This is a genomic window from Moorena sp. SIO2C4 (genome assembly GCF_010672485.1).
GTDB lineage: Bacteria > Cyanobacteriota > Cyanobacteriia > Cyanobacteriales > Coleofasciculaceae > Moorena > Moorena producens.
The window spans coordinates 1-13563 of record NZ_JAAHGN010000072.1; the positions used below are offsets into that span (position 1 = coordinate 1).

Annotated in this window: 9 protein-coding genes; all 9 read left to right on the forward strand. The window is 42.6% G+C overall.

Going from position 1 to position 13563, the window contains the following annotated elements; genetic code table 11:
* The first annotated feature begins 687 nt into the window (after positions 1-687).
* Positions 688-2931, forward strand: a complete 2244-nt coding sequence (locus tag F6K20_RS06395) for a sensor histidine kinase (RefSeq protein WP_287294146.1) — start codon at positions 688-690, stop codon at positions 2929-2931.
* Complete coding sequence (locus tag F6K20_RS06400; protein ID WP_353736731.1) at positions 2931-4670, forward strand: EAL domain-containing response regulator; 1740 nt, start codon at positions 2931-2933, stop codon at positions 4668-4670. Before F6K20_RS06395 ends, F6K20_RS06400 begins: the two co-directional genes overlap by 1 nt.
* A 24-nt stretch (positions 4671-4694) precedes the next feature.
* Complete coding sequence (locus F6K20_RS06405) at positions 4695-4838, forward strand: response regulator (protein WP_229419073.1); 144 nt, start codon at positions 4695-4697, stop codon at positions 4836-4838.
* A gap of 22 nt (positions 4839-4860) precedes the next feature.
* Entirely contained in the window at positions 4861-5058 is a 198-nt protein-coding gene (locus tag F6K20_RS06410) for a response regulator (protein ID WP_008189532.1), read from the forward strand.
* A gap of 324 nt (positions 5059-5382) precedes the next feature.
* On the forward strand, positions 5383-5808 hold the full coding sequence (locus tag F6K20_RS06415) for a sensor histidine kinase (RefSeq protein ID WP_287252338.1): 426 nt from the start codon (positions 5383-5385) through the stop codon (positions 5806-5808).
* Positions 5809-5976: 168 nt separating this feature from the next.
* Positions 5977-6744: a YebC/PmpR family DNA-binding transcriptional regulator gene (locus tag F6K20_RS06420; RefSeq protein WP_287252340.1), complete on the forward strand. Its 768-nt coding sequence runs from the start codon at positions 5977-5979 to the stop codon at positions 6742-6744.
* A gap of 37 nt (positions 6745-6781) precedes the next feature.
* Entirely contained in the window at positions 6782-7747 is a 966-nt protein-coding gene (locus tag F6K20_RS06425) for a TRP family putative cation channel (protein WP_229420203.1), read from the forward strand.
* Between the two features lie 392 nt (positions 7748-8139).
* Positions 8140-9213, forward strand: coding sequence for a DUF4231 domain-containing protein (locus tag F6K20_RS06430; RefSeq protein WP_071106476.1), 1074 nt, complete (start codon positions 8140-8142; stop codon positions 9211-9213).
* A gap of 252 nt (positions 9214-9465) precedes the next feature.
* The coding region (locus tag F6K20_RS06435; RefSeq protein WP_287294150.1) for a TIR domain-containing protein at positions 9466-13563 on the forward strand (4098 nt) is incomplete at its 3' end.

Below are 13563 nucleotides of genomic sequence, written 5' to 3' on the forward strand. Positions count from 1 at the left end.
ACTCGGATTTCACGAGGGGTGGATTTTCACCACCATGGTTACCAAGTTGTCTAGGTTCAGTAATTTGTCCTAGCGGTTAATCCCCCAAAACCCTGACGGGGCAAGGTTTATAACCAACGAATCGCACTTGACTCATCATCTCACACTTCCCTTCGCCCAAGGGGCGACAGTGGCGCGAACGGGTAAGACCTAGGGCTAATTTAGCTGAGGGACGCTAATGACCCATAACTAATCACCAAAGACCAATGATACACTAACTGTTCGTGAATTTACAGGTGTCAAGATAGACAAACTAGCTAAGACACCGTAGTTTCCACGAGGGCTAGAAATTAAGACTGTGCAACAATTTAGGCATCTAGTGGTGGTATAACATCTTACCATCACCTAAGGTTGGGCGGCGAGTGTTGCCCCTATTTTCTTGGTATGGGCATGAATCGACGCCTTGCAATGGTCAGTGGTCAATGGTCAGTTGCATGCATGTAATTAGCACTTAGCCCATAGCTAAAAGCTAGTAGGTGCAAAACAACTGACAATGGACAACTGACCTCAAATCCCCGGGATTGGTGGGGATGGGCTGAAAATTATCGTACAGCGTGGAGTTGATGGCGGTTGAATCTATGTCCAGTCTAGGCTAGACAGTTCCGATCTTAGCTAATTTTATTGGTTATGTTACCTGAGCATACACCCATGGAATCGAGCACTGGACATCAAAGAGTGGACTATCACCTCTTGAAAGTCCAAGCGGAAATGATTAACCAGATTGCCCAGGTTACAAGGGGGACGTTAGTCCTCAATGAATTGCTACCCACCATAGCTAATCAATTACATCAAATCTTGCAAGTGAGTGGCTGTTTAATGTTTCCCACTCACCACCCTCCAGCTATGGCAACTCATCAAGTTAGCTTTCCCATTACCCAATCAGTGGAGAGTACAGGCGAGCCATGTCTGATCGAGGTATTTCGCCACCTCTTTCAGAGTTATCACTCCTGGCTAGCTCAGGGCAAACCGTTGATTATTCCTGAATCCCAGGGAAAACTCCCACCAGAACTGAAGGAATTAACCTATCCATGTGACCTCCGTACCATCATGATGGTGCCACTGGTGCATGGGCAGTCTTGTCTAGGTAGTATCACCTTGTATCAGTGCGATCACGAACGAGAATGGACAGTCCAAGAAATTGCCTTTATCCGAGGGATCGCCGATCATTTTGCCATTGCCCTAACCCACCAAGAACTTGAGCAACTCTATCAAAAACAAAGCCAAGAACTTAAACAAAAAGAGTCTGCACTAAAAGTAAGCGAGGCTAGAAACCGAGCCCTCTTAGAAGCGATACCAGATGTAATCTTTCGTGTCAATCGGGATGGCTTTTACTTGGATTGGAAAGCGGCCATTGAAAACCCTGTGCTGTTTCTCACCAATAACTGTATTGGGAAACATTTACATAACTGTTTACCCACTGAGGTAGCAGGATTAATTTGGGAGCATGTGGAAATAGCCCTAGAAAGTGATGAGATCCAAGTTATTGAGTCCCCAATCAGACAAGATGGTAAACTCCGCTACTTTGAGGCTCGTATTGTTAAAAGTGGGTTAGATGAAGTTGCTGTTATTGTCCAGGATATCACTGAGCGTATTGAAGCACGACTCACCCTAGCACAAGTCAATGATGCTTTGGAAGTCAGAGTTCAACAACGTACCGCTGCTCTGAGGAAAGCGAACCAAGCACTCAAGGGGGAGATTATTGAGCGCCAGAAGGCAGAAGAGCAGTTGCGGCAGAGTGAAGAGCGGTTTCGTAATGTTGTAGAAATTAGTAGCAATTGGATGTGGGAGATGGATGAAAATGCTGTCTATACCTACGCTAGTCCCAAAGTCTGGGACTTACTCGGTTATGAACCATCAGAAGTAGTTGGCAAAACTCCCTTTGACTTAATGTCACAGGAAGAGGCAAAACGTGTGATGGAAATTTTGGCTTCCTTTACCGTTTTAAAACACCCCTTTAGCAACTTGGAAAATACCAGAATTCACAAAAATCGTCAGTTAGTGGTTCTGGAAACCAGTGGTGTACCAATTTTTGATCGTATTGGCAAGTTTTGTGGTTATCGAGGGGTTGATAGAGATATCACTAAACGGAAAGAAACGGAAGTAGAAATTATAAATGCACTGGCTAAAGAGAAACAACTTGGGGAGCTAAAATCCCGGTTTATTACCATGACATCTCACGAATTTCGTACCCCTCTAACCACGATTTATTCATCAGCAGAGTTACTGGAACATTACGGAACAAAATGGTCAGAATATAAAATAAATAATCACCTACATCGCATTCAAAACATGGTTCAACATATGACCAGACTTTTGAATGATATATTGCTGATTGGCAAGGTAGAATCTGGTAAAATAGAGTTAAAATTAACCCCGATAGACTTGGAAAGTTTTTGCACCGATTTAATTTATCAAATCCAGCTTAATGACCGAAATTATCACACAATAAAATTTACTTATAGCTTAGAAAAGTTTGAAAATAAATTAGGTAGTAATCATGGAAGAAATAATGCGGCTAGTTCGTTCTCATCCGCCCGACCGTATATGGATGAAAAATTGCTTAGGCAAATTTTGGAGAATTTGCTGAGTAATGCACTGAAGTATTCTCCCAAAGGTAGCACGGTTGAGATTAAACTCACTTGCTCTGCCAATCAGGCTATCTTTAAAATCAGCGATCAAGGTATTGGTATTCCTGAAGAAGACCAAGGACTACTCTTTGAGACCTTCTATCGAGGTACGAATGTCGGTACAATTACCGGCACTGGCTTAGGACTGGCAATTGTCAAAAAGTGTCTCGATATCTACCAAGGTCAAATTGATCTAGAAAGTGAGGTAACTGTCGGTACAACGTTTACTGTAACCCTGCCAATATATTACGTGCTATCAAATTAATGATGAGAAAAATATTAGTTATTGAAGATGAAGAGTTTGTCCGGGAAAACATTATAGAACTCCTGGACGCTGAAGGGTTTGATGTCATTGGAGCAGAAAATGGTCGTGTTGGTGTTAATTTAGCTAAAGGAACTATCCCAGATTTAATTATCTGTGATGTCATGATGCCGGAAATGGACGGTTACAGTGTCTTAACATCCCTGCGTCAAGACTCAATGATGGCAACAGTTCCCTTTATTTTTTTAACCGCAAAGGCGGCTAAAAATGATTTTCGTCAGGGTATGGAACTAGGGGCAGACGACTATATTACCAAACCCTTTACCAGAGCAGAGCTCCTAGGGTCAATTGCCAGTAGACTCAAAAAAAAAGCTGCTGTTCATAAGCATTACAATACTGAACTTCAGGAAGCTAAAAATAAACTCAATTACTTGATCCACCATGACAGCTTGACAAACCTACCTAATCGCCTGTCGTTGCGAGAACGGTTTAAGCAAGTAAAACAACACATCGACGATAATCAAAAACTGGTTACCTTTCTGTGTTTGGGTTTAGATCGGTTTAATCAAGTTAACAATAATCTGGGTCATTTTTGGGGAGATTACTTACTAAAATTTGTGGCTGAAAGCCTCACTAATTGTGTGGATATTCAGGGTACAGTTGCTCGTTTAAATGGCGATAAATTTGCCGTTATTATAGCCACAGCTCAACACAAAAAAGATGTCATAAATGTTGTCAAAAGCATTCTTGAGAGCCTCTATCAAACCATCGTTCTGGATGATCAAGAAGTTTTTATAACCGCCAGTATTGGTATTGCAATTTATCCCCGTGATGGTGAAGACGTTGAACAATTACTCAATCATGCCAACCAGGCGATGCTTCAGGCAAAGCGTCACGGTGGTGATCAATATCAGTTTTACACCAGTGCCTTGAATGTCAATTCTTCAAATCATCTTACCTTGCAGAGTAGCTTACGCTATGCTTTGGAACGGGAAGAATTCCAGGTTTACTATCAACCCCAAATCAGTCTCGAGACAGGAAAAATTGTTGGTGCTGAAGCTCTATTACGTTGGCATCATCCAGAACTTGGTTTGATTCCACCAGCAAAATTTATTCCGATTGCGGAAGAAACGGGTCTAATTCTATCCATTGGAGAATGGATATTACAGCAGGCTTGTCAGCAAGCTAAAGTCTGGCAAAATGATGGATATACCTCTTTTCGTATAGCAGTAAATATATCAGGTCGTCAATTTAATAAACCGGAATTTTACCATAATTTAGTCAAGATTTTGCAGTCAACTGAGTTAACCTATCGAACTCTAGAACTAGAACTAACTGAAAGTATACTAGTAAAAAACACTGAGACGGCTATTCGTCAGTTAAATGATCTAAAAAACCTAGGCTTAGAAATTGCAATTGATGATTTTGGTACCGGATATTCTTCATTAAGCTATTTACAACAATTTCCCTTTGACGTTCTCAAAATTGATCAGTGCTTTGTCCGTAATATTGTGCAGAAACCTAACCAGGCTGCTATTACTAAGGCTATTATACAAATGGCAAAAAGTTTAAATCTACAACTGATTGCTGAAGGAGTAGAAACTCAAGAAGAATTGGATTTTATTTATTCTCATAAATGTGATCGAGTTCAGGGTCATTTGATTAGTAGGGCTTTACCAGCGTCGGAATTTAAACGTTTACTCAATAGCGGTATTGGCTTCCCACTACCTCAAGTCAATTAGATTAGTTTCACAAAGCGCAAAAAAATGGTAAGAACAAAAATTATGTTAATTGAAGATGAACCTTCAGTACGAGAAAATATACTGGAGTTACTGGAAGCTAAATATTTTGAGGAGATTGCTGGTAGGAATGGTCGGATTAGTATCGAGTTAGACCATTATAAACGCTAAATTTATTATTTAAGATGTTATAATGCCAAAAATTGATGGCTATAAGGTATTGCATGCGTTGCGCAAACATCCTGCTACGGCAACCATTCCTTTTATGTTTCTCACAGCTAGAGCTGAAAAAACTGATCAGCGCCAAGGAATGGAATTAGGAGCAGATGATTATCTGACCAAGCCATTTACTAGAGTAGAACTACTAGGAGCAATTACTACTCGATTGTAAAAGCAAGCTGCCCTTGAGTTGCAAAAAGATAAAAAACTGGATGATTTGCGCAGCCATATTAAACTGTCTTTGCTCTATGAAATGGATAAACCCCTAAATCGGATTCTGGATATTTCCAAACTAATCATGGAGAAATGGTAGAGTTTGGAACGATATCAAATTAAGACTATGGCAGAAGATATCCATCAGTCTGCTGAACGGTTATTAAGGTTAATTCAGAACTTTTGACTTTATGCAGAGCTTGAAATGAACGCTACAGATTCCAAAAAATAATAAAATCTGCGAAAGACTACCAGTAAATTACCTAATCCGGTTCTGGCTAATTTGATTCAGAATATTGCTCAAAAAACAGGACGGGTTGCGGATTTGCAATTAGATTGGGAAGAGGCTACTATTGCTAGGTCGCCAAACCGACTTAATAAAATGTTGGAAGAGTTAATTAATAATGCCTTTAAATTATCACAAGAGGGAACACCTGTTTGGGGAAATAGCTATTCAGAAAATAATACCTTGATCTTGTCAGTCCACGACAAGGGGCAAGGGATATCTGAAGCTGAAATGGCCGAATTGAAAGCTGACTTACAATGTAAAGGTAACTTTTACGAACAACAAGGCTCAGGGTTGGGGCTGCTGATTGCTAAACGTCTAGCTGAGTTACACGGTGGTAAATTAAGAATAGATAGTACACTAGGAGAACAAACTACAGTGCAAGTAATGCTACCCCTAATCTCCAAAGGGCTAATCCCTTGACCAAAAACCATTTAGGATATAGCATTTACCATGGACTTTCTTTCCTTCAGTTGGTAGCTATCCTAGGAGAGAGAATAGTCTATTTTAGGAGATGACTTGGGTAGGTTATATGCTTAAACCAAGAAGTGGAGGTATTTTGTAACTTGGGTAGTAATTAACTTAACCGTTATGGCAGGACATAGTAAATGGGCAAATATTAAGCGTCAGAAAGCGAGGGTGGACGCAGTTAAAGGTAAGACCTTTGCTAAAATATCTCGGGAGATTATAGTAGCTGCTCGCAATGGCATCCCGGATCCGGAGGGTAATTTTCAGCTGCGGCAAGCGGTGGAAAAGGCTAAGGCAGCAGGGATTCCCAATGAGAACATTGAAAGAGCGATCGCAAAAGGAGCCGGTACCCTAGGCAATGAGAGTGACAATCTTGAAGAGATTCGCTATGAGGGTTATGGTCCAGGAGGCGTTGCTATCTTGATAGAAGCTTTTACTGATAATCGGAATCGGACAGCAGCTGACCTGCGTTCAGTATTCACTAAGAATGGTGGTAATCTGGGTGAAACAGGCTGCGTTAGCTGGATGTTTGAGCAAAAGGGTGTCGTTACGCTTACGGGTGATATCACAGAGGACCATTTGTTTGAAGCATCCCTTGAAGGGGGAGCTCAAACTTATGAGTTGAACGAAGATTCTGAAGGTGTAACGGCTGAGGTATTTACAGAAGTTAGCAACCTGGAAAACCTGAGTCAAATCTTGAAAAATCAGGGCTTTGAGGTCAGTGAGGCGCAGTTGCGCTGGATTCCTAGTAATACGGTGGAAGTGACTGACCCAGATCTGGCGCGGACGCTTTTGAAATTAATGGATGCCCTGGAAGACTTGGAGGATGTACAAAATGTCACCGCCAATTTCGAGATGTCTGATCAGCTGATGTCCCTGAGCATGATCTAGCAGATAGAATATTATAGACCACTATAGGTGATTTTAAATGTTTCTATCTGCCAAGACAAAGCAAAAGCGAACAGATGACCAAAAGGTCGTAATGGCTAGATGCGCAGGCATCGCTCCCCCCCGATTGGGCAAGAGGAGGGTTTTAGCTAAGTCCGGTGCTTTGTCCCAGGATGGATACAAGCCAAACCATCTCATCTTCAAGCAGTTATTAAATAACCAGCCTCTCAAACTCACGTTCAAGAATGGGCAAACAGCTTGTGCTATTCAACTGGATCATTCTGTGGACTTGTCTGCTGCCCTGAACCAAATCGGTCTTCACGGCTCCCGTCCGGTTCTAGTGGTAGTCGGGGGGGCAAGTAATATGAGTGATATGAGTATGGCTCGTCTGCGCTTGTTGTTTGTCAATGTACTAGCTCCCATTGCTGAAACCCTGGGAGCATGTGTGGTGGATGGTGGTACCGATACTGGGGTAATGCAGATGATGGGGCAAGCTCGTGCTGAGATTGCTGGCACCTTTCCCTTAGTAGGTATTGCCCCAGTGGGCAAGATTGCGCTTCCTGATGCACCCCCCTCGTATTCTGGTGAAACATCACTGGAGCCACATCATACTCATTTTGTGCTGATTCCTGGGTCTACCTGGGGTGATGAATCCCCCTGGTTGGCTCGTATAGCTACTACCCTGGCAGACGGAAAGCCATCAGTCACAGTAATGGCTAACGGTGGGGCGATTACCTTGCTAGACTTATTTGAAAACAAGAAAGCTGGACGACCATTGGTAGTTCTTGGCGGCAGTGGTCGGTTGGCAGATGAAATTACTATGGCAGTAAGCTATCCAGAACAAGAAGCACGAGAATCTGTTACGGAACTATTACAACCAAATCACTTACAACAAAATCACTTGACCTGTTATGACCTCTCACAACCATTCAGTGAATTGACTAAAATCATCATGGAGGGACTGACGAGACAGTCAAGGTACACATTGACACTCCCCGTCCGCTGAAGAACGGGGATTCTTGGCTCTACGACTCGTCTTGCTATCCCTTGCCGGAGCCAGGAAAAGTAGAGGACAAATCTCCCCGAGCGTTTAGATCATTGACCTAGGTTTCGGTGTGCCCCACCGTACCTTTTTTATATGGATAGACAGATACTTTTTCTTATCTAATTTTTTCATAGACGTTAAAGCCGTTAGACCAAATTACGCAATACGTATCTAATACATATTTTTTACGTTGTCTACTTATGATTAGATAATACCTATCTAAATATTAGTTTATTACTTATGGTTTTATTATAGCACATGGAAAAGCCGTCCTACAAGGACGGGGCGCGATTACCCAAAATTTTTGGTAAAAAGCACATAGACTAAAGCACATAGACTGCACATAGACTGTCATGACGTCAGAAGTTGAGGCTACATACTCCCCTGGGCCAAGCCCAACCCTCAAACGTGCTTGGGAACGTCAGCGTACCTATAGCAAAAATGCCACAGGGGCTCAGAAACGTTTCTTTCTGCTGCGGATAGGAATTCTGGTATTGAGTGTGTTGGCTACTTTGCTAGCTGTGGTCCACTCAATGTTGGTAGAACGCCTCACTGAGTCACACCACACGGTCAAAGTGATTCACTACGTTCTTCTACTAGTGCCAATTGCTCTAAGTGTACTACTAGCAGGTGCAGTTAAGTTCGACAAAGGTGGCAATTGGATTCTGTTACGGGGTAGTGCCGAGGCAATTAAAAGGGAAATTTACTGTTACCGTGCGCAAGTTGGGGAATACAGTGATAACACGTCCCGGGATGCTAAGCTGGCACGTAAGGTCAAGGTGATTAGTCAAAGGCTAAAGGGAACCACAGTTCACCACACTAGTTTTAGCCCCTACGAGGGGGAACTTTCCCGCAGAAAACGCTCATCCTTAAGCAAAGACAAGAAAAGCAACGACAAGAAACGTCAGGAAGCTCAACAGCATAATCAAGACGATAAGTTTTCTGACCTAACCCCCGAAAACTACCTAGTCTGGCGAGTGGAAGACCAGTTTAAGTGGTACCGAAAGCGAACTAGGAAACTTGACATACAATTGCATGGCTACCAGTGGGGAGTATATATCTTGGGTGGTGTGGGTTCATTTCTGGTGGCGCTCGGTGAAGACACCTGGGTGGCGGTCACTACAGCCTTAGCTGCGGCATTTTCTAGTTTCCTGGAATTGAAACGGGTTGAGACAACGCTGATTGCCTACAACCAAGCAGCTGATGATTTGTACGATATAAGCACTTGGTGGCATGGTCTCTCAGACCAGGAAAAATTGGAGAAATTTGAGTTATTGGTGATCAGTACAGAGAAAACCATCCAAAGCGAAAATGTAGGTTGGGTGCAAGAGATGAATGATGCACTAGCAGAACTCTATGGTGAAACCGAGCAGTCGGAGGCTAAGGGAAAAAACCCATCTCCGTCTCAGAAAGTGGATACGAAATGATATCATTAATAACCTTGACAGGTTGGCTTTATTGTGGTAATCGTTCAGCCCATGGGCAGAGCATCTGAGGTGACACCTAAATCCTGACCATTGTTCACCTGCTCCCCATCCGTTACCCATCCGTTACCCATCCGTTACCCATCCGTCACCCCTATTTCCTTCTCACAACTCTTCAAGCTTGCTCGATTTACGAAATCCAGGGTGTTACAAGTGTAGTGTTAAGTAGATCTCCTCACTTAGACCCCTGGGCAAATGACTACATTTTTCGATGCCTTTATCTCCTACGGACGTGCTGACAGCAAAGCCTTTGCTACTAAACTTGAAGCTAGACTAACACAATTGGGCTTAACTGTCTGGTTTGACCAGAAGGACATTCCGCCTGCTGTCGATTGGCAGCATCAGATTGATAATGGCATTGAGAGAAATCATAACTTCATTTTTATCATTTCCCCCCATGCCGTTAATTCAAAATACTGCCTCAAAGAAATTGAACTGGCTATTAAATACAATAAACGCATTATTCCTTTAGTGCATGTTAAATCCCCTCGGGAGAAAATTCCTACGATTATCCGTAAACTGAACTGGATCTATTTCCAAGATAAAATCAACGATTTTGAAGCGTCCTTTAAACAATTAATGAATTCTATCCGTAAGCATGCTGATTATGTAGAACAGCATACTCGGTTTTTAGTTAAAGCTCTGGAGTGGGACAGAAATCAACAACAAACTAACCACCTGTTAATCCAGTCAGAACGGATTCAAGCTGAATCTTGGTTAAAGGTACGGTTTCAAAAAGATCAGGCTCCTTGTGTGCCAACGGATTTACATTGTGAGTTTATTTGTGAAAGCATCAAAAATGCCAATAATTTAATGACCCAAGTGTTTATATCTTATTCTGATAAAGATCAAGATATAAAGGATAAACTTGGCAAAACCCTGATGCGGGAAGGAATCACAATCTGGAAACCTGAAACGGATATTAAAACCGGTATAGACTTCCAAGCGGCAATCAACCAAGGAATTGAGGAAGCTGATAATGTCATTTACTTAATTTCACCCAATTCGATTCAATCAAAATACTGTCAGCAAGAGCTTGAACACGCCTTTGCTCACAATAAACGGATTATATCCCTACTGATTGAAGACACGGAAATTGACCAAATACCACCGAAAATTCGCTCATTACAATTCCTGGATTTTACTAAGTCTAACCATGAAGCAAACTACCGCTTCATGGCTGCTCAATTATTAAAAGAATTAAATCAAGATGCTCTCTATTACGAAGAGCATAAGCTTTTGTTAGTCAAAGCGCTAAAATGGCTGACCCAAAACCGCAATTATAGCATTTTATTGCGGGGTCACAATTTAAACTATTACGAAAACTGGCTGAACGTAAATTGGCAACGCCTGGAACATCCACCCCTAGAGTTACATGAAGAATTCCTTGCTGCTAGCACGAATCAACCAACGGAATCTTATCTAGACGTTTTTATTTCTTATTCTCGTACTGATTCAGATTTGGCTAGGAAGTTAAATGAGGCATTGCAGTTACAGGGTAAAACGACTTGGTTTGACCAAGAAAGTATTCCTCCGAGCAGTGATTTTCAGGAGGAAATCTATCGTGGAATTGAACAGTCTGATAATTTCTTATTTATTATTTCCCCTGCTTCGGTAAATTCACCCTACTGTGCTGGGGAGGTAGACTATGCTCAGACATTAAATAAACGGTTTGTGACTGTGCTTTCTATACAGGTACCAGCAAAAATGCTACATCCTGGATTAGCTAGCATCCAGTGGATTGATTTCAACAGGCATGGTGGAGATTTTTATCCCAATTTAAGTGAATTGGTCAGAACCCTTGATACTGACCGAGAGCATGTGCGCAGTCACACCAAATGGTTGCAGCGAGCTAGGGAATGGCAGCAGTCTAACCAAGATACAGATTTGCTGTTGCGTGGCAGCGAATTTTCTATTGCCCAACAATGGTTGCTTGATGCCGAGACCAATGATAAACAGCCGACTGCGACACCTTTACACAAGGAATATATTGCTAAAAGTCGGGATGCCATATCGATTTTGAGAAAACGGGAAAAGCGTCGATTAGTCATCTTACGGTTGTCCCTTACTTTGATGAGTACAGCATTTGCAGCAGCTGTTGGCTTTGGCTTGGTTGCTTTCATGCAATGGAAACGAGCAGAAACAGTTAGCGAAGGTCACATTAATGCTCTGAGTCGATATTCACTGGCTCTGAGAAAATCACATCAGGAATTTGATGCCCTGATCGAAGCAATCAGGGCTGCACGGCAACTGCAAAAACAGAGACGCAGTGTAAAACCTGAAACTGAGAGTCTGGTTAGGACAGCATTGCACGGAGCAGTGTCTTGGGTTAGAGAATACAACCGTTTGGTAGGCCATAACAGTTGGGTTACTAGTGTTAGTTTTAGCCCTGACGGTAATCTGATTGCTTCTGCTAGTAAAGACCATACTGTCAAACTGTGGAGCCGCAACGGTCAGGCACTCCAAACCTTGAAGGGACATGACGGTACCGTTTGGAATGTGAGTTTCAGCCCAGATGGCAAGACTATTGCTACAGCTAGTCAGGATAAGACGGTCAAACTGTGGAGCTTAGACGGGAAAAACCTCCAAACCTTTAAAGGACATCAGCGTGGAGTGCGGAGCGTGAGTTTTAGTCCGGACGGCAGGATGCTGGCTACGGCTAGTAACGATAATACTGTCAAGCTGTGGAGCCTCAATGGCAAGCAACTCCAAACTTTTGAGGGGATTGCGGCTGGATATCGCAGCATCAGCTTTAGTCCGGATGGCAAAATTCTGGCTTCTGCTGGAAGTAACAATACTATCAAACTCTGGCACCTGGACGGCAGAAGTATGGCAACGTTCAAGGGGCATAAGGCTGAGGTTTATAGCGTCAGTTTCTCACCCCAAGGCAAGATGATTGCTTCTGCTAGTGAGGATAAGACTATCAAACTCTGGAGCCTTGATGGTCGGAAACTGAAGACTTTTCCAAAGAAATTAGCTGGAGTCAGAAGCGTCAGGTTCAGCCCGGATGGCAAAACCCTCGCCTCTGCTAGTCGGGATAAAACCGTTAAACTCTGGAGCCTTGATGGCTCGGAACTCCAAACCTTCCGAGGGCATCAGGCTGGGGCTTATGACCTTAGCTTTAGTCCAGATGGCAAGACTCTGGCTAGTGCTAGTGAAGATAAAACCATTAAACTCTGGCGCTTAGATGCCAAAACACCTCGCACCTTCAAGGGTCATAAGAGTTTAGTCTGGAGTGTTAGTTTCAGCCCAGATGGCAAAACTTTGGCTAGTGCTAGTGAAGATAAAACTGCTAAACTATGGCATTTAGATTATACCTGTAGCAAGCAAGGATTAGGGGAAATAAGGTCTAGTAAAACTATCAATCTACTGGATTTTTGTTTGACTCCAAACGTTCTAGAAAACCACAGAGATGTAGTGTTTAGTGTGAGTTTTAGCCCGGATGGCAAAACTATTGCTACGGCTAGCCGGGATAGTAAGGTTAGACTTTGGAGTAAGGATGGTAAAAAAATCCAAACACTCCAGGGGCATAAGGCTGGAGTCTTTAGCGTTAGTTTCAGCCCTGACAGTCAGACGATTGTATCTGGCAGTTGGGATCAAGCTGTTAAGCTTTGGAGTTTTAAAGGAACAGAACCCCAAAGGTTTAAAAAGCTTAGGGCTGCGATTAGAAGTGTTAATTTTAGTCCCGATGGTCTGATGATTGCTGCTGGTAGTGATGATAATACTATTAAGCTTTGGAGTCGCGAAAATTTATGTAATGGTGAATTAAAACCAGCAAACTTAAAACCAGCAAACTTAAAACCAGCAGTTGGATCAGACCATAACATAAATTTTTTGCCTTTTTGCTTAACTCCTACTATCCTCAAAGGTCATGATGATGTGATCTGGAGTGTCAGTTTTAGTCCCGACAGTCAGATGCTTGTCTCTGGTAGTGAGGACGAAACGGTTAAACTTTGGAGTAGAGACGGTAAAGAAATCCGAACTCTCAAAGGGCATCAGGGTAAGGTGTTTAGCGTTAGTTTCAGCCCAGATGGCAAGATGATTGCTTCGGCTAGTGGTGACAAAACGGTTAAACTCTGGAATTTGAAGGGGCAAGAAATTGAAACTCTGATTGGACATAATGATGGGGTTTTTAGCCTCAGTTTCAGTCCCGATGGCAAAATCCTGGCTTCATCTGACTCCAATGGCAATGTGATTATGTGGGATATGGATATAAGTTTAGATTTCAATGACCTTCTGGGTCGGGCTTGTAATTGGGTAGGGGATTATCTCAAGCACAATGCTGAAATCGAT

What these genes read in the sequence shown, in the direction of transcription:
- F6K20_RS06395 (WP_287294146.1), top strand. Translation starts at nt 688, where the DNA reads ATGGAATCGAGCACTGGACATCAAAGAGTGGACTATCACCTCTTGAAA.
- F6K20_RS06400 (WP_353736731.1), top strand. Translation starts at nt 2,931, where the DNA reads ATGATGAGAAAAATATTAGTTATTGAAGATGAAGAGTTTGTCCGGGAA.
- F6K20_RS06405 (WP_229419073.1), top strand. Translation starts at nt 4,695, where the DNA reads ATGGTAAGAACAAAAATTATGTTAATTGAAGATGAACCTTCAGTACGA.
- F6K20_RS06410 (WP_008189532.1), top strand. Translation starts at nt 4,861, where the DNA reads ATGCCAAAAATTGATGGCTATAAGGTATTGCATGCGTTGCGCAAACAT.
- F6K20_RS06420 (WP_287252340.1), top strand. Translation starts at nt 5,977, where the DNA reads ATGGCAGGACATAGTAAATGGGCAAATATTAAGCGTCAGAAAGCGAGG.
- F6K20_RS06425 (WP_229420203.1), top strand. Translation starts at nt 6,782, where the DNA reads ATGTTTCTATCTGCCAAGACAAAGCAAAAGCGAACAGATGACCAAAAG.
- F6K20_RS06430 (WP_071106476.1), top strand. Translation starts at nt 8,140, where the DNA reads ATGACGTCAGAAGTTGAGGCTACATACTCCCCTGGGCCAAGCCCAACC.